20 protein-coding genes and 1 riboswitch are annotated in these 16,612 nt (G+C 64.1%); of the genes, 16 read left to right on the forward strand and 4 right to left on the reverse strand.

The features are described 5' to 3' along the window. The first annotated feature begins 81 nt into the window (after positions 1 to 81). The 4 genes from BWP39_RS18550 to BWP39_RS18565 are packed head-to-tail and all read left to right on the forward strand — an operon-like array spanning position 82 to position 1,907. On the forward strand, positions 82 to 282 hold the full coding sequence (locus BWP39_RS18550; protein WP_096722821.1) for a hypothetical protein: 201 nt from the start codon (positions 82 to 84) through the stop codon (positions 280 to 282). Further along, positions 279 to 485: a DUF6726 family protein gene (locus BWP39_RS18555; RefSeq protein ID WP_096722823.1), complete on the forward strand. Its 207-nt coding sequence runs from the start codon at positions 279 to 281 to the stop codon at positions 483 to 485. Before BWP39_RS18550 ends, BWP39_RS18555 begins: the two co-directional genes overlap by 4 nt. Positions 486 to 490: 5 nt before the next feature. Further along, positions 491 to 1,186 (forward strand): hypothetical protein, encoded by a 696-nt coding sequence (locus BWP39_RS18560; protein ID WP_207556949.1) that lies wholly within the window; start codon positions 491 to 493, stop codon positions 1,184 to 1,186. A gap of 52 nt (positions 1,187 to 1,238) precedes the next feature. Next, a complete protein-coding gene (locus BWP39_RS18565; protein ID WP_096722825.1) occupies positions 1,239 to 1,907 on the forward strand; it encodes a flagellar basal body L-ring protein FlgH in 669 nt (222 codons plus the stop codon). A 113-nt stretch (positions 1,908 to 2,020) separates the two neighbouring features. Here BWP39_RS18565 and BWP39_RS18570 read toward each other — a convergent pair whose 3' ends face one another. The 4 genes from BWP39_RS18570 to BWP39_RS18585 all read right to left on the reverse strand — a co-directional run bounded on the left by BWP39_RS18570 (position 2,021) and on the right by BWP39_RS18585 (position 6,461). Beyond that, complete coding sequence (locus BWP39_RS18570) at positions 2,021 to 2,791, reverse strand: response regulator (RefSeq protein ID WP_096722827.1); 771 nt, start codon at positions 2,789 to 2,791, stop codon at positions 2,021 to 2,023. Positions 2,792 to 2,942: 151 nt separating this feature from the next. Further along, positions 2,943 to 3,581 carry a hypothetical protein gene (locus tag BWP39_RS18575; RefSeq protein WP_207556950.1) on the reverse strand — a complete coding sequence of 213 codons (639 nt, stop codon included), beginning with the start codon at positions 3,579 to 3,581 and terminating at the stop codon, positions 2,943 to 2,945. A gap of 328 nt (positions 3,582 to 3,909) precedes the next feature. Next, positions 3,910 to 4,713: an SDR family NAD(P)-dependent oxidoreductase gene (locus BWP39_RS18580; protein WP_096722829.1), complete on the reverse strand. Its 804-nt coding sequence runs from the start codon at positions 4,711 to 4,713 to the stop codon at positions 3,910 to 3,912. Next, on the reverse strand, positions 4,710 to 6,461 hold the full coding sequence (locus BWP39_RS18585) for an ABC transporter ATP-binding protein/permease (RefSeq protein WP_096722831.1): 1,752 nt from the start codon (positions 6,459 to 6,461) through the stop codon (positions 4,710 to 4,712). Before BWP39_RS18585 ends, BWP39_RS18580 begins: the two co-directional genes overlap by 4 nt. A gap of 332 nt (positions 6,462 to 6,793) precedes the next feature. Further along, a riboswitch (TPP riboswitch) is annotated at positions 6,794 to 6,905 on the forward strand. A gap of 192 nt (positions 6,906 to 7,097) precedes the next feature. Between BWP39_RS18585 and BWP39_RS18590 the strand changes: the two genes are divergently transcribed. The 12 genes from BWP39_RS18590 (at position 7,098) to BWP39_RS18645 (ending at position 16,600) form a co-directional block, all read left to right on the forward strand. Beyond that, positions 7,098 to 8,252, forward strand: coding sequence for an FAD-dependent oxidoreductase (locus BWP39_RS18590; protein WP_096722994.1), 1,155 nt, complete (start codon positions 7,098 to 7,100; stop codon positions 8,250 to 8,252). A 58-nt stretch (positions 8,253 to 8,310) separates the two neighbouring features. Continuing rightward, entirely contained in the window at positions 8,311 to 8,508 is a 198-nt protein-coding gene (gene thiS, locus BWP39_RS18595; RefSeq protein ID WP_096722996.1) for a sulfur carrier protein ThiS, read from the forward strand. Positions 8,509 to 8,542: 34 nt separating this feature from the next. After that, positions 8,543 to 9,358: a thiazole synthase gene (locus BWP39_RS18600; RefSeq protein ID WP_096722833.1), complete on the forward strand. Its 816-nt coding sequence runs from the start codon at positions 8,543 to 8,545 to the stop codon at positions 9,356 to 9,358. After that, positions 9,355 to 10,473 carry a thiamine phosphate synthase gene (gene thiE / locus BWP39_RS18605; RefSeq protein ID WP_096722835.1) on the forward strand — a complete coding sequence of 373 codons (1,119 nt, stop codon included), beginning with the start codon at positions 9,355 to 9,357 and terminating at the stop codon, positions 10,471 to 10,473. The genes BWP39_RS18600 and thiE overlap by 4 nt, the downstream gene beginning before the upstream one ends. A gap of 95 nt (positions 10,474 to 10,568) precedes the next feature. After that, complete coding sequence (locus tag BWP39_RS18610) at positions 10,569 to 11,390, forward strand: ABC transporter ATP-binding protein (RefSeq protein ID WP_096722838.1); 822 nt, start codon at positions 10,569 to 10,571, stop codon at positions 11,388 to 11,390. Continuing rightward, complete coding sequence (gene mlaE / locus BWP39_RS18615) at positions 11,387 to 12,154, forward strand: lipid asymmetry maintenance ABC transporter permease subunit MlaE (protein WP_091019727.1); 768 nt, start codon at positions 11,387 to 11,389, stop codon at positions 12,152 to 12,154. Before BWP39_RS18610 ends, mlaE begins: the two co-directional genes overlap by 4 nt. An 84-nt stretch (positions 12,155 to 12,238) precedes the next feature. After that, on the forward strand, positions 12,239 to 12,781 hold the full coding sequence (mlaD, locus tag BWP39_RS18620) for an outer membrane lipid asymmetry maintenance protein MlaD (protein ID WP_177228342.1): 543 nt from the start codon (positions 12,239 to 12,241) through the stop codon (positions 12,779 to 12,781). 11 nt (positions 12,782 to 12,792) lie between these two features. Continuing rightward, positions 12,793 to 13,719: an MlaA family lipoprotein gene (locus BWP39_RS18625; RefSeq protein ID WP_091019729.1), complete on the forward strand. Its 927-nt coding sequence runs from the start codon at positions 12,793 to 12,795 to the stop codon at positions 13,717 to 13,719. A gap of 112 nt (positions 13,720 to 13,831) precedes the next feature. Continuing rightward, on the forward strand, positions 13,832 to 14,461 hold the full coding sequence (locus tag BWP39_RS18630) for an MlaC/ttg2D family ABC transporter substrate-binding protein (protein WP_096722840.1): 630 nt from the start codon (positions 13,832 to 13,834) through the stop codon (positions 14,459 to 14,461). 20 nt (positions 14,462 to 14,481) lie between these two features. Then, positions 14,482 to 14,727 carry an STAS domain-containing protein gene (locus tag BWP39_RS18635; protein WP_096722842.1) on the forward strand — a complete coding sequence of 82 codons (246 nt, stop codon included), beginning with the start codon at positions 14,482 to 14,484 and terminating at the stop codon, positions 14,725 to 14,727. 185 nt (positions 14,728 to 14,912) lie between these two features. Then, positions 14,913 to 15,839 carry an ABC transporter ATP-binding protein gene (locus BWP39_RS18640; protein WP_096722844.1) on the forward strand — a complete coding sequence of 309 codons (927 nt, stop codon included), beginning with the start codon at positions 14,913 to 14,915 and terminating at the stop codon, positions 15,837 to 15,839. Then, positions 15,836 to 16,600, forward strand: coding sequence for an ABC transporter permease (locus BWP39_RS18645; protein WP_096722847.1), 765 nt, complete (start codon positions 15,836 to 15,838; stop codon positions 16,598 to 16,600). The genes BWP39_RS18640 and BWP39_RS18645 overlap by 4 nt, the downstream gene beginning before the upstream one ends. The last annotated feature ends 12 nt before the right edge of the window (positions 16,601 to 16,612 follow it).

Consider the following 16,612-nt stretch of genomic DNA (forward strand, 5'->3'; position numbering starts at 1 on the left):
TCTCACACCACCGTTGCTTGCATTCGTTCGCGATCGACGGTGCGTTGATCTGTAGATCCCCTTCATTTTGCGAGGTTCATCATGACCAGCCCCGTTAGCACGCACCGTCCGACTTTCCCGCCGCCGACTCGTGCGCCCGCAACCGGCAAAGCCGCCAGCACCGCGGCAACGCCCGCCGCCAGCAACGCGCAAGCCACGACCGAAGCCGCTGGTTCGGCTGCTGCTGCGCAGCCGTCGCTGCCGACCGGTCTGGTCGGTCGACACGTCGACACCACCGCATGACGACAGTGACCAAGTCGACAACCCTCCGATGTGTTGCCCGCGTGACCGCGTGGTCGGCAGTGTGCGCGGCACTGCTGCCGCTCAGCGGATGTGGCCTCGCGGCGCTGCCGTGCCGGGCCGCGTCGGCGACGCTGAAGATCATTCCCGTAGTCGGGCACGCGGCCGCTACGCCGTTCGACGCCTGCTCATCCGCCATCGACTGAACGAGATGAAACGAGCCTTGCTTGCGGGCGTCGCTGCACTGGCTGTGTCGACGCTATCGATTGCTGTCAATGCGCAGGGGCCGACGTTGCCACCCGGTCGCACGGGCGGCGATGCACGCTTGCGTATCGCCGCGCTGCCGTTCGCCTTTCGCGGCATTCCGCTCGGCGTCTCGCTCGATGTGCTGCGTGCGAGCCACACCGTGCGCGCAACGCCGCCCGATAGCGAACTGGTCTGCGAGACCGACGTCAGCGCGGGCGCACTCGGCATGCGTCTGAAGAGCGACGACAGCCTGGTGGTGGCGTGTCGCTGGGCGCATCGCGCGGGCAACGGCTGGCAGATGTCGCGCGCGGTGGTCGACGGTACGCCAGCGGACGAACACGTGCTGCGTTTTGCGCGTGCCTCCTACGACGCCCCGCTGCGGCTCTTCGAGATTTCGTTTGTCGTCGACGGTGTGACTGCGGAGGATCTGCGCAGTGCGCTCGCGGTGCGTTATGGCGCACCGCGCATGCAGACCGGTAGCACGTCGTCGGGGTTACCGGGGTTGCCAGTCTATGTCTGGGAGAACGCGGTGAGTTCGATCACGCTGTGTCTGCTGCCCGCGAGCGGCAACGGTACGTTGACCTATCTGCTGAAAGATCCCGATGCGCGCGTGAAATCAGTCGAGCGGTTATGGCAGGACGGCTTGCCCGAAACGGGGTGACGGCGAGTTTGATGCACCCACTTTCTTTCGTCACGTCTGTCCCGGAGCAACCATGATTTCCCACCGTATTCTCGTTGCGGCAGCAGCCTTGGTCAGCGTGACCGCGTGTTCGAGCGGACCGCATTCGATTGTCGACACACCGATGTATGCGCCGCTCGCCGCCGCGCCGCTCAACGTCAATACGCAGGGTGCGATCTATCAGGCGGGCAACGCGCTGTCGCTGTACGAGACGCCGCGTGCGCAACACATCGGCGATGTGCTGACGATCCGTCTCGCCGAATCGTATAGCGGCAACAGCAGCGCAAACGCCTCGGCGAGCCGCGCGAGCAATATCAGCGCCCAAGCCGCCGATCAATCGACGAATGCCGCAGCGAAACTCGCAAAGCTGTTCAACGTCGGCTCGGCAAGCACGACGTTCAACGGGCAGGGCAGTGTATCGGATACGTCGGGTATGTCGGGCACGCTTGCGGTGACGGTGATCGGAACGCTGCCAACCGGCAACCTGGTGGTCTCCGGTGAAAAGATCATCGCGATGAATGGCAATCGCGACACGTTGCGTCTGTCGGGAGTGGTCAATCCGAAGGACATCGACATGGGCAACTACGTTGCATCGAGCAAGGTCGCGAATGCGCGGATCGAACAGGCGGGGGTGGGGATGCTCGCGGATTCGACGACGATGGGCTGGTTGCAGCGGCTCTTTATGAGCGTGTTGACCTTCTGAGTGACGGCGCGACTCGCGGTTAATCCAATCGCTAAACGCTGATCTGCGCGTAACGCAACCGCGCGCATTCGATTCGCGCCCGGTTGCGGCTTGCCAAGTTGTGCCGTGACGAATTAAGGCCGCGCGGCCTGCGCGATTTCCGCGACTTCAGGCGTATCCGTATAGCGTTCCGCGAATCCCACTTCTCCCTGCGGCACGAACACATAGCCGTGTCCCCACACCGTCTGCACATAACGCGGTTCGGACGGATCGGTTTCGATCAGCCGGCGCAGACGCCAGATCGACACATCGAGACTGCGGTTGCGATACGCGCCGCCATGACCGTACAGCTTCTCGATGATCTGCGCGCGCGTGAGGATCGTCATCGCGTGATTGACGAACAGCTTGAGGATCGCGAACTCACTTGAGCGCAGTGCAATGCGTTCGTCGTCGCGACGCAGTTCGCGTGCGGGGAAGTTCACTTCGAACGGACCGAAGCGGTACGGTGCTCGACTCTCCGGCGCACTCGATACCGGATTGCCGCGGCGCCTGAGCACGGTGCGGATGCGTGCGACCAGCTCGCTCGGGTCGAACGGTTTGCCGAGGTAATCGTCGGCACCGAGCTCGAGGCCGATCACGCGATCGATCACGTCGTTGCGCGCGGTCAGCAGGATCACCGGAATGTCGTCTCCGCTTGCGCGCAATGCGCGCAGTGCGCTGATGCCATCCAGCTCCGGCATCATGATGTCGAGTACGACGAGGGCAGGACGTTCGATCTGTAGCCGGCGCTGCAACGCAAGACCATCGTGCAGCACCGATACCGCATAACCGCGCGCCTGCAGATACTCGCGCGTCACATCGCGGACTACGGAATCGTCATCGACAAGCAGGATATGTTGGCTCATGGAAGAAATCCTAAGTGATGAAAGGGCGTGCCGGAAGCACGCAAATCTTTCGCTTTCTTTCTTCGCGGCGTGCGGGCACATAAGAAGCGCGGCAAGCGGCGCGCATGAAGTGCGGTGCGAACAGGCGGAAAGCGCGTGATAGACGAATGTTTCAATCGATGCGGGCAGCCTGCAACGCAGGCGCATTCTGGGCGCGCCGGTCGACGACCATGCGGCCCACCAGGCCGCCGAGCTTCGTCGATGCGCTCGAAAAGCGGTCGGTGGCGAGGCCGCGGGTCTCGTAACGCGCGGTCACAACAACGCGGCCGCGCTGCAAAAGTGTCAGATCGATTGTCGACAGATACGGTGTCGATTCATCGCTGAACGCGCGGCGGCCGTAGTCGATGGCTGCGCTGTAGACGAGCCGCGCTTCACAACCTGGTGGCGCGGTGCCGGGGCCGTAGAGATCCGATTGCACGCCGCGTTGGGTCAATACCGTTTGCAGCGCGGGGACGAAATCGCCGGTCGTGACGTTCTGGTTCAGTTCGATGCAGATGTGGTTGACGTCGATTGGCGCACCGTTGACGAAGCTCGGCGACGAGTAGTGCGTTGCGGCGGCGAAGCCGGCCTGGATGACGGAGCCGGTGGCATCGACGGCCGAGATCAAGGTCCATGCGCAGCCGTGCAACGTGAGGGTTGCGGTAGCGAGTGCGGCGGCCGCTGTGAGGCGTGCGGTGTTTCGGCGGCGGCGCGTGTTCGGTAGAGGGTGTGCGGTTGCGCGACGGTGCAACGTGATCGAGGCGGTGCGCATGGATCAGCCGGCGACGCGAAGATGCGCACGGTTACTGTCACTGTCGTTGCCGCCGCACGTCGTCGCTCCGGCGCAGCGGCGGCATGCCGATACGCGTTCTGCGGAATAGACGATGGCGGCCGCGAAGGACCGATGCGTAAAACGATCGTGGGGCATGAGCGACATCCGGTAACGGTGAAGATCGTCGCGGACCGCTATCGACTACACGGCTCGCACCGCTATCGTCGCTGCTCGATGGGAATTCAAAACGGTGAACACGCTGCGCGTGGGCAAAGTGCTTTCTAGTTATTGCCGCGTGTTTCTCTCTGTTTCCGTCTATTTCCGCTGATCAACCGAGCGTAAGCCCACCGTCGATATGAATCACCTGTCCCGTGATATGGCGCGCTTCATCGGACAGCAGGAAGGCGATCAGCGCGGCGACATCGTCCGGGTCGGCGATGCGGCCGAGCGGTGTCGATTGCGCGGCGTGTGCCCACGCGGGCGCGTTGTCCGCGCTTGGGCCGCGATCTTTGCGCGTGTAGCCCGGCGCCACACAATTGACCGTTACGCCGTGCGGCGCGAGTTCGGCCGCAGCGGTTTTCGCCAGCGATTCGAGTGCGGCTTTCGCCGCCGCAGTCGCTGCGAACGGCGCGTCGTGACGGTAGCGGTGCGCGACGAACGAACTGAGCGCGACCACGCGGCCGCGCTCCGATGTTTTCAGCGCAGGCGTCGCGCGTCTGACGAGCGCAGCGAATGCCGAGGGCATGGCCGCGAACGATTCGGTAAGCGTGTGTGCATCGAGTGCCGCGAGTGTCTGACGCTGAGCGTGACCGGCGTTCGCGACCAGATGATCGAGCGCGCCGAATGCGGCGAGCGTTTGATGCACGATGTGGTCGGCGGCACCGGGTTCGGCGAGATCGCCGAATACCGTTGTGCAGGTCGCGCCGTGCGCGGTGCAGCTGGTGGCGACGGCTTCGAGCCGGTCGCGTGCTTCGGAATCCGCGCCGCGTGCGTGCAGCATCAAGGCGAGTTGCGTGGCGGTGTCAGATGTTGCATCGAGCGTCGCATGGCGTGTGGCTAGCCTACGCGCAAGCGCGGCACCGATGCCCGATCCGGCACCGGTGATCAACACGACGCGGCGCGTCGTGCTCATGCGGCGGCGGCCTCCGCGCTACGTTCGACGTTGAGCGTTTCCTCATGGAACGCAGCCAGCGACTCACGATGCGCCACGCTGATGATTGCCGCCTTCGGCAATCGCTCGATGAACAGGCGATAGAGACGCGCTTCGTTGTCTGTATCGAGCGCGCTGGTCGCTTCGTCGAGGAACAGATAGTCGGGCTTGTGCAGCAGTACGCGCGCTGCTGCGAGGCGTTGCTGCTCGCCGGGTGATAGCACGCGGGCCCAGTGCGCGGATTCCTCGAGACGGCCGGTGTAGTCCGCGAGATGGCAGGCCTGCAAAGCTTCGATGTATTCGTTGTCCGAGTACGCATCCCCCGACGACGGATAGGCGAGCGCCGCCTTCAGCGTGCCGATGGGCATGTAGCTCTGTTGCGGGATGAACATCATGCGCGCACTGACCGGCGCATCGATCGAGCCGTTACCGAAGGGCCACAATCCGGCGAGTGCACGCATCAAGGTACTCTTGCCGGCCCCGGATGCGCCGCGTACCAGCCAGCGCGAACCGGGCTGGATCGAGATGTCGCGAATCTGTGAGAGCGGGGCGCCACTCGGCAACGAGAGCGAGAGACCGTCTGTAGTAAGTTTGTCCTCGTCCACGTAGTGCAGGTTGATGCCGCCATGAGCGGTGGCCGGCGAGGTTGCTTCTTTCAGGTGCGACGCGTGGACGACACGTTTGAATTCGCGCAGACGGTTCACCGTAGCACGCCAGTCGACGAGGCTGCCGTAACTGTTGATAAACCACGAGAATGAGTCGCTGACCGTACCGAACGCATTCTGGATCTGCATCAGCACACCCAGGGTAAATGCGCCGGAGAAATACTTGGGCGCGGCGACAATGAGCGGAAAAATGAGCGCGATATTTCCGTAGAAACTCAGCACGAAGCTTAGGCGCTTCGTGTACTTCATCACACGCCACCAGTTGTCGCGAATGCGCTGGAAGACGTTTTGCGCGCTCGCGCGTTCGGTCTGTTCGCCGTCGTAGAACGCGATCTGTTCCGAGTTCTCGCGCACACGGATCAGGCCGAAGCGGAAATCCGCCTCGACCTTTTGTTGCTGGTAGGTAATCGCGACGAGCGGGTGGCCGAGCTTGTAGGTCATGTATGAGCCAGCCAGCGCATAGAGCGCGGCGACCCACACCATGTAGCCTGGGATGACGAGCGGCATGCCTCCGAGTGTTACGGTCAATGCGCCAGCCAGGGACCAGAGGATGGTAACGAACGTAATAAGTGTGACGACGGTTGACAGAAAATCGAGCGTCAGTGTGAGCGTGCTGGTTGCAAATGACTGCAGGTCGTCGCTGATCCGCTGGTCGGGATTGTCCGCGAGCCGATCGCGCTCGATCCGGTAGAAGACGCCGTTGCCGAGCCATTCTTCGAGGTAGCGTGTCGTGAGCCACTGGCGCCACCGGAAGCCGAGCATCTGCCGCAGATAGCGGCCGTAGACAAAGAGAACGATCAACGCCGCCACGAGAAAGGCCCAAACTGTCATCAAGTGCGGGAAGTCCTTGACGCTCTTGGCCTGCAGCATGTTGTAGAACTCGCCGTTCCAAGTGTTGAACTTGACGGTGATCCAGACGTTGGCAAGGTTGATCGCAATGATCGTGATCAACAGCCCCCACGCGATCTTCCATTCTTCAGAGACCCAATAAGGCTTGATCAGACTCCACGCGGAGACTTTATCGTCGGGCTCTAGCGTGGGTGTAGGGGAAGTGTTGGGCGTCATGACCATCCTGGGAGAAATGCTGGCACGTCTGGGACCGGCGCAACATGGCTGGACCTTGATAGGCTCAGTCCATAGCAAGTCGGCGCCACGGCCAGATTGTGATTGCGACCCGGGTATCGACCCCGTTCCGCGACCGCCCGATTCTGTCCCGACCCGCTTAAACGAGTCTTAACAGGTCTTAACCGCTCAGCCGGCCCACGCTGCGTTGACCGGCATTGTGCCAGACCACCCCAGGTCGCCGTATTTCCCCGCGCAACCCGCTACAGGCCGGCTGGACGGCCGCCGCAGCCCGCCGGTTTGCGGGCGTCGAGCCTTTTATGGTCTAATGGCCGCTGACGAAACAGGGGTGCTTTGCGCGCGGGCGACACGCTGCGGCCAGGCTGAGAGAGACCCTTCGCACCCGATCCGGGTAATACCGGCGCGGGAAGTTTCCGGAAGTTCTGATGTCTTCCATTTCTCCGCCGGACGGCACCGTCATAGGTGCCCGGTCCGGCCGGCTTCGCCCGCCGGTTTCGTCCTTGGGTACGTGCGCTTCCTGCCGTACGGAAAGGATTCGATGACCGCTTATTCTTCAGTCTTTTGCGTTGTCTGTCTGCGTGTTCGCGGATGGGCGCCGTCGCGTCCGGTTCCCGCGCGATGAAGACCGCTATCCAATCCAAGCCGGATTTCGCCGTGATCGGCGGCGGTCTGTGCGGGCGGCTCGTCGCGTGGCGTCTGGCCGGCGCGGGGCATCGCGTGGCGTTGTACGAACGCGGCGATGCAGCGGGTACGCAGGCCGCCGCGTGGGTCGCCGCCGCGATGCTCGCGCCGCTTGCCGAAGCGGCCAGCGCCGAACTGCTGATCACGCAACTGGGCGCCGCATCGCTCGATGCATGGCCGCGGCTACTCGCCGAATTGCCGGAGCCGGTGTTCTTTCAGCGCAATGGCTCGCTGATCGTGTGGCATCACGCGGATCGCACGGAAGCTTCATTGTTCGAGCGCCGGGTGCGGGCGAACGCACCGGCCGAGTGGCTCGACAGTGGCTTCGTCGCGCTGTCCGGTGCGCAGGTCGGCGCCGCCGAGCCCGCGTTGACCGGCCGCTTCACGAAAGGCTGGCTGTTGCCGCGCGAAGGGCAGCTCGATAATCGCCAGGTGCTCGCCGCGCTTGCGGCGGGGCTCGCGGCGCGCGGTGTCGAACTGCACTGGAACACCCACATCGACGATCGCGCGATGCCCGACGCGCACGTCACGATCGATTGTCGCGGCCTTGGCGCAAAACCGGTTCTGCCGACGCTGCGCGGTATCCGCGGTGAAGTCGCGCGGGTCCACGCGCCGGGCATCGACCTCACGCGCCCGGTGCGCCTGCTGCATCCGCGGTATCCGCTCTATATCGCGCCGAAGCAGGACGACTGCTATGTGATCGGTGCAACCGAAGTGGAAGGCGAGGACATGTCGCCGGTCAGCGTGCGCTCGGCGCTCGAACTGCTGAGCGCGGCGTTTTCCGTGCATCCGGGTTTCGGCGAAGCGCGCATTCTCGAACTCAATGCACACTGCCGGCCGACCCTGCCCGACCATCGCCCGGCGCTGGTCTGGAACGGCGCGCAGACACTGCGCGTGAATGGCCTGTACCGGCACGGTTACATGATCGCGCCGGAAGTCGCGGACGAAGCGGTGCGCTTCGCGACCGCGTTACTCGAGCGCCGCGTCGCCGATGCCGACGCGTTTGCGACCTGGCGGCGCGATGCACGCTGGAGCGAGCTGCTCCACCTCGACTCGCTGAGCCAGCCGGACCCGGCACGCGAGCCGGCGTGACACAAGCCGCCTGTCGCGAACCACAGAAGAAATGGAAGAACCGCTTTTGACGAACCTCATGAACATCCACATCAATCAGAAACCGCTGACGCTGCCCGACGGTGCCACGGTCGCCGATGCGCTTGCCGCATGGGGCGCGCGGCCGCCGTTCGCGGTTGCGCTGAATGGCGATTTCGTCGCGCGCACGCAGCATGCGGCGCGCGCGCTGCAACCGGGCGACCGGCTCGACGTCGTGCAACCGGTCGCCGGCGGCTGAGCCGCGGCGTACCGTCAGACGCAAGGATTCCCCAATGACTTCTCCCGCTCCCGCCGATCCCCTCCGCCTCTACGGCGAAACGTTCGCGAGCCGCGTGCTGCTCGGCACCTCACGCTATCCGTCGCTGCAGTCGCTGTCCGATTCGATCGCGGCGGCGCAGCCGGGCATGGTCACCGTCGCGCTGCGGCGCCAGATGAACGAAGGCGGCGCCGAGGCGGGCTTCTTCGACCTGCTCAAGCGCCACAGCGTGCCATTGCTCCCGAACACGGCCGGCTGCCAGAGCGTCGCCGAAGCGGTGACGACCGCACACATGGCGCGCGAAATCTTCGCCACCGACTGGATCAAGCTCGAACTGATCGGCGACGACTACACGCTGCAACCCGACCCGATCGGACTGATCGAGGCGGCCGCCCAGCTCGTGAAGGAAGGTTTCAAGGTGCTGCCGTACTGCACGGAAGATCTCGTGATCGGCCGTCGATTGCTCGATGTGGGCTGCGAGGCGCTGATGCCGTGGGGCGCGCCGATCGGCACCGGCAAGGGCGTCATCAATCCGTACGGACTGCGCGTGCTGCGTGAGCGGCTGCCCGACGTACCGCTGATCGTCGATGCCGGGCTCGGCGTGCCTTCGCACGCGTGCCAGGTGATGGAGTGGGGCTTCGATGGTGTGCTGCTGAACACGGCGGTATCGCAGGCAACCCACCCGCCGGCGATGGCGCGGGCCTTCGCGCTGGCCGCCGAGGCGGGCCGCGCGGCTTACGTTGCTGGGCCGATGGCCGAGCGCGAGACGGCCGAGGCGAGCACGCCGGTGGTCGGTATGCCGTTCTGGCATCACGACGGGAGCGCCGCGTGACGCAGACTTTCCCGCTGACCGGTGACCGCTTCTGGCCGCCCGCCGACGAACTCACCGAAGCCGCCGAGCGCATCCGTTCGCGGCTCGGCGACTGGCCGCCGACCCACGCGCCATGGCGTATCTGCCTGACCGCGCCCGACGATGCGAACGGCGGTGACCTGATCGTCGCCGCCGGTGCGAAGCCTGACGGTGCGCAACTCGCGCGCTGGCTCGTGCAGGGCGCGGGCGTGATTGAGGCTGCGCCGGATCGTGCGACGCTGCATCTGGGCGGCGAGCGCTATCCGCTGGAATCGCTCGAAGGCGCGTTGCCCGAAGACTGGATCCCGGCGCTGGCCGCGTTCCTCGATTGCGGGTTTGCGCCGCATGACGCGCTGGTGCTGGCGCTGGCCTGGCGCGATGGCGACGAAAAGCGCGCCGCCGATGCCTGGCCCACCGATCTCACGCGCTTTCCGCGTGTCGTCGGGTTGCCGCCCGCACCGGCACAGCTGTTTCCGCGTTGCCCGGACCGGCTGGGCCTCTATCCGGTGCTGCCGAACGCCGACTGGGTCGAGCGGGTGCTGGAGTTCGGCGTGAAGACCGTCCAGTTGCGCCACAAGGCCGGCACACCCGGTCAGTTGAGCGCTGAACTGGCACAGGACATCGCGCGCTGTGTTGAAGCGGGACGTCGACATGACGCGCAGGTGTTCATCAACGATCACTGGCAAGCCGCCATCGACGCAGGCGCCTACGGCGTCCATCTAGGCCAGGAAGATCTCCATACTGCCGACCTCCAGGCCTTATGTGCCGCCGGCGTGCGCCTCGGCCTGTCGAGCCACGGCTACTACGAAGTCCTCGTCGCACTGCATTTCCGGCCCAGCTACATCGCTTTCGGCGCGATCTTTGCGACCACGACCAAGGCGCTGCCCACCGAACCGCAGGGCCTTGCGCGCCTTGCGCGCTATGTCCAGTTGCTGGACGGCGTGGTGCCGCTGGTGGCGATCGGCGGAATCGACGGCGGCGTGTTGCCCGACGTGCTGGCGACCGGCGTCGGCAGCGCGGCCGTGGTCCGCGCTGTCACCGAAGCACCCGACCCGGCCGCCGCGGTTTCTGCACTGCAACAGGTGTTTACGCAATAATCGTCGGACTTCTGCGGCACCTAGCCGGGGCGTCACGACAGTTTTTTCATGATGGCCCTATAATTCGGCCTTCGTGTAAATGGACTGTCAGCTACGTGCCTTCCACCTCTGAGCCCCTTCTCGAACTGCGCGACGTCGATTTCGGCTATGGCGACCGCCTTGTCCTGTCGAACCTGAACCTGCGTTTCCCGCGCGGTCAGGTGGTGGCGGTCATGGGCGGCTCCGGTTGCGGGAAGACGACCGTACTGCGATTGATCGGCGGTCTGGTGAAGGCGAAGCGCGGCCAGGTGCTGTTCCAGGGGCAGGACATCGGCACGCAGTCCCGTGACGCGTTGTACACGTTACGCCGCAAGATGGGCATGCTGTTCCAGTTCGGCGCGCTCTTCACCGACATGTCGGTGTTCGAAAACGTCGCGTTCGCGTTGCGCGAACACACGGATCTCCCCGAAGAACTGCTGCGCGACCTCGTGCTGATGAAACTCAACGCGGTCGGCTTGCGCGGCGCACGCGATCTCGCGCCGTCGGAGATTTCCGGCGGCATGGCGCGGCGCGTGGCGCTGGCCCGCGCCATCGCACTTGATCCCGAACTGATGATGTACGACGAGCCGTTCGCCGGGCTCGACCCGATCTCGCTCGGCATCACGGCGAACCTGATCCGCACGCTGAACCAGGCGCTCGGCGCGACCTCGATTCTGGTCACGCACGACGTGCCCGAATCGTTTGCGATTGCCGACTACGTCTATTTCCTCGCCAACGGCGGCGTGCACGCGGAAGGCACGCCGGACCAGCTGCGCGCATCGACGGATGCGACGGTGCGCCAGTTCATCGACGGCGCGCCCGACGGTCCGTTCAAGTTCCACTACCCGGGCAGCGCATCGCTGGCCGCGGATTTCGGTATCGACGGGGGGCGGGCATGATCAGCACCATTGGACGTTCGGTGCTCGACGGGCTGGCCGGCGCGGGTTACGCGGCGCGGATGTTCGTTCGTCTTGTATTCGAATTCTTTGCGCTGCTGCGGCGCCCGCGGCTTGTCACGAAGCAGATCCATTTCGTCGGCAACTATTCGCTGGTGATCATTGCCGTGTCGGGGCTGTTCGTCGGCTTCGTGCTCGGCTTGCAGGGCTATTACACGCTGAACCGCTATGGCTCCGAGCAGGCGCTCGGGCTGCTGGTCGCGCTGTCGCTGGTGCGCGAACTCGGGCCGGTCGTCACCGCACTGCTGTTCGCGGGCCGTGCCGGCACGTCGCTCACCGCCGAGATCGGTCTGATGAAGGCCGGCGAGCAACTCACGGCGATGGAAATGATGGCCGTCGATCCTTTGAAGGTCGTCATCGCGCCGCGCCTGTGGGCGGGCATCATTGCGATGCCGATTCTCGCGGCGATTTTCAGCGCGGTCGGGATCATCGGCGGCTATGTGGTCGGCGTGCTGATGATCGGTGTCGACTCAGGTGCGTTCTGGTCGCAGATGCAAGGCGGCGTCGACGTCTGGAGCGACGTCGGCAATGGCGTGTTCAAGAGTATCGTGTTCGGTTTTGCCGTGACCTTCATCGCGCTGTACCAGGGTTACGAGGCGAAGCCGACCCCGGAAGGCGTGTCGCGTGCGACGACGAAGACGGTGGTGTATGCATCGCTTGCCGTGCTCGGTCTGGACTTCCTCCTGACCGCGCTGATGTTCAGTTAAGACCCGCGCGTCGCGCTCCCGACGTACGGCGCCGAGCCATGGCGCCACGCGGGTAGCCGGGCGCCGCGGTGGTTTCTCTTTGGGATGACGATGAAAAAGACTGCTCTCGACTTCTGGGTCGGCCTGTTCGTAGTGTTGGGTTTCATCGCGCTGCTGTTCCTCGCGCTGAAGGCCGGCAACATGAGTTCGCTATCGTTTCAGGCCACCTACCCGGTGAAGCTCAAGTTCGACAATATCGGTGGACTGAAGCCGCGTGCGCCGGTGAAGAGCGCGGGCGTGACGGTCGGCCGGGTCGATTCGATCGGCTTTGACAGCAATACGTATCAGGCGCTCGTCACGATCGATCTCGACAAGCAGTACCAGTTTCCGAAGGATTCGTCCGCGAAGATCCTGACCTCGGGTCTGCTCGGCGAGCAGTACATCGGACTCGAGGCCGGTGGCGACACCGAGATGCTGAAAGCCGGCGACACCATCGCGATGACGCAGTCGGCGATCGTCCTCGAAAATCTGATTGGACAGTTTCTGTACAGCAAGGCCGCCGACTCTGGCGCTGCCAAAACTCCCGCGCCCGCACCGGGCGCCGCTGCACCGACGCTGCCCGCCTCTGGCGGTGCCGCCGGCCAATAAGGAGAACAAGAATGAAGACCCTGCGCGTCCGCAATGCGGCCCTCGTGCTGGCGGTGGCCATGCTCGCCGGTTGTTCGACCGTTCAGACGCCGATCAAGGAAGATCCGATCGAAGGCTTCAACCGCACGATCTTCAAGTTCAACGATACCGTCGACCAGTACGCGCTGAAGCCGGTGGCGAAGGGCTACGTGTTCATCACGCCGCAGCCGGTGCGCGACAGCGTCACCAACTTCTTCTCGAACATCGGCGACGTGTACACCGCGGCGAACAACCTGCTGCAGTTGAAGATCACCGATGGTGTCGAAGACATCATGCGGATCGTGATCAATACGGTGTTCGGCGTGGGCGGTCTGTTTGACGTCGCGACGCTCGCGAGGCTGCCGAAGCACAACAACGATCTCGGTCTGACGCTCGGCCACTACGGTGTGCCGGCGGGCCCGTACCTCGTGCTGCCGCTGTTCGGCCCGAGCACCGTGCGTGATGCGGTGGGCACGTTGGGCAACTACTACGTCAATCCGCTTTCGTACGTCGATCCGGAAGGTTTCCGCTGGGCGTTGTACGGCCTGAATATCATCAGCACGCGGGCTAACCTGCTCGGCGCTGGCGATGTGCTGGCGGGCGCCGCGCTCGACAAGTATTCGTTCGTGCGTAATGCGTACCTGCAGCGCCGCCAGTATCAGCTTTCGGATGGCAACTCGGCTGCGCTGCCCGACTACGGCGACGGTGCGCCGCCGCCGAAGTACGACGACAGCGCGGTGGATGGTGCCGCCGCACCGGCCGCGGCTTCTGGCGCAGCAGCGGCGGCTGCGCCCGCGTCAGGCGCGGGAGTTGCTCCGCAGACCAACCAGAAGGGCAGTCAGGACAGCACGGTGCCGGCTGGCCAGATCGTTCCGCCGTCGCGTACCGGGTTCGGCTTCCCGTCGCTCAAGCTGCATTGACGGCACCGCGGTAACAGATAGATACGACTGTCGCAGATTCCGGGCGTAAGTCGATGAACTCGGGCAACATAGCCCGTTCAAAGATAGGCGCTCATTCTCTTGCAGGCTTCATATGAAAAAACTATTCCTGATTCCGTTGTTCGCTGCGTTGTTTTCGTTCACCAGTGCTGCATTCGCGCAAGGCGTCGATACCAGCACGCCTGACACGCTGGTCAAGACAGCCACGCAGCAGGTCATCGACGCCGTGCGGGCCGACAAGTCGATCCAGCAGGGCGACATCGCCGCGGTGACGAAGCTCGTCAACGAAAAGATTCTTCCGTACACCGACTTCCACCGTACGACGCAACTGGCCATGGGCCGCAACTGGCGCACCGCGACGCCGGAGCAGCAGGCGCAGATCGTCGAGCAGTTCAAGATGCTGCTGATCCGTACGTACTCGGGCGCGCTGGCCCAGGTGCGCAACCAGGAAATCCAGTATCGTCCGTTCCGCTCGAGCCCGGATGACACCGACGTGGTCGTGCGCTCGGTGGTGATGAACAACGGTTCGCCGGTCGAGCTCGACTACCGTCTGTACAAGACGCCGCAAGGCTGGCGCGTCTATGACATCAACGTGCTCGGCGCGTGGCTGATCCAGGCGTACCAGCAGCAGTTCAACGAGCAGATCCAGCAGCACGGTGTCGACGGCCTGATTCAGTTCCTGACCCAGCGTAACCAGCAGCTGGCTGCGGGCAAGCAGTCGTGAGCCGCTTTGAAACCGGCGCCATGCTGACCCACGCGAGCGCGAAAACCGCGCTCGCGGCGGGGCTCGAGCGGATTGCCGGCGGTGCGACTGGCGTCGATTGTGCGCCGCTCACGCAGTTCGATTCGTCCGCGCTGGCTGTATTGCTCGCGTGGCAGCGTGCCGCGCAAACTCGCGGCGCCGCACTCGATATCGTCAATCTTCCGGCGGGGCTCGCCAGTCTCGCTCAGGCCTACGGCGTCGATACGCTGCTGTCGTCGCGACATTGACGCTCTACGCGTCACCTTCAGCCTCTAATACCCCAGGCAGAGTCGGATAAGCGACTTTGCCCTATAATCAGGGGCTTTTTTGGGGCTTGCCTCGCGGATTATCGCGATACAGAGCCGGCCCCAATTTCCGTTTCCCCCGCATATTGCGCACCTAAAGGCGCCGCCGCCGAAAGCGGCGCACAGTCATGCCAGCGATAGACATTCGTAACGTCAAGAAGCGCTACAAGGATCTGCAGGCGCTCAAGGGCGTCAGCCTCGCCATCGAAGAAGGCGAGTTCTTCGGGCTGCTCGGCCCGAACGGCGCGGGCAAGACGACGCTCATCAGCATACTTGCGGGTCTCGCGCGGGCCGATGAAGGCTCGATCGCGGTACGCGGCCACGACGTGGTCGCCGATTTCCGCGAAGCGCGTCGTGCGCTCGGCGTCGTGCCCCAGGAACTCGTATTCGATCCGTTCTTCAGCGTGCGCGAGACGCTGCGCATCCAGTCCGGCTACTTCGGCCTGCGCAACAACGATGCGTGGATCGACGAAGTGATGGCGAATCTCGATCTCACCGACAAGGCCGACGCCAACATGCGCGCGCTGTCCGGTGGGATGAAGCGCCGCGTGCTGGTCGCCCAGGCGCTGGTGCACCGGCCGCCGGTGATCGTGCTCGACGAGCCGACCGCCGGCGTAGACGTTGAATTGCGCCAGACCTTGTGGAAATTCATCTCGCGCCTGAACCGTGAAGGTCACACGATCGTGCTGACCACCCACTACCTGGAAGAAGCGGAATCGCTGTGCGACCGTATCGCGATGCTCCGGCGCGGCGAAGTGGTCGCGCTCGACCGTACGGCGGCGCTGCTGCAGCGCTTCGCGGGCATCCAGCTGTTCGTGCGTTTTGCGCAGGGCATGCTGCCCGCCGAACTGCGGCCGCTCGAAGTCGATCCGACGCAGATGCAGCCGCACCAGCATCTGCTGCGTCTCGCCAGCTACGACGACGTCGAGCGGATTCTTTCGCAATGTCGCGCGGCCGGTTGTACATTCGAAGAAATCGAGGTTCGCAAAGCCGACCTCGAAGACGTATTCGTTCAGGTGATGAACGGTCCGGAAGTGATCGAGGGGCTTGCATGAGCGGCTATAGCGGATTCAACACGCTGTTCTACAAGGAAGTCCTGCGCTTCTGGAAGGTGTCGTTCCAGACGGTGCTCGCGCCGGTCATCACGGCGCTGCTGTATCTGACGATCTTCGGCCACGCGCTGCGCGATCACGTGCAGGTCTATCCCGGCGTGCAATACACGAGCTTCCTGGTGCCGGGCCTCGTGATGATGAGCGTGCTGCAGAACGCGTTCGCAAACAGCTCGTCGTCGCTGATCCAGTCGAAGATCACCGGCAACCTCGTGTTCGTGCTGTTGCCGCCGCTCGCGCCGTGGGAAATGTATGGCGCCTACGTGCTCGCCTCGGTGGTGCGCGGTCTTGCGGTGGGCTGCGGCGTGTTCGTCGTGACGATCTGGTTCATTCCGCTCAACTTCGCTGCGCCGCTCTATATCGTCGGATTCGCCGTGCTCGGTTCGGCGATTCTCGGCACGCTCGGGCTGATCGCCGGCATCTGGGCGGAGAAATTTGATCAGCTCGCCGCATTCCAGAATTTCCTGATCATGCCGCTCACGTTCCTGTCCGGCGTGTTCTACTCGACGCATACGTTGCCGCCGGTCTGGCGCGAAGTGTCGCGGCTGAATCCCTTTTTCTACATGATCGACGGCTTTCGCTTTGGCTTCTTCGGGATCGCGGATATCGATCCGCTCGCGAGCCTGGCGATTGTCGGCGGTTTCTTCGTGGTGCTGGCCGTGATCGCGATGCGCATGCTCGCATCCGGCTACAAGCTGCGCCACTGACGAGGAGCTTTC

Source organism: Paraburkholderia acidicola (assembly GCF_002362315.1).
In the GTDB taxonomy this organism is placed as follows: Bacteria; Pseudomonadota; Gammaproteobacteria; order Burkholderiales; family Burkholderiaceae; genus Paraburkholderia; species Paraburkholderia acidicola.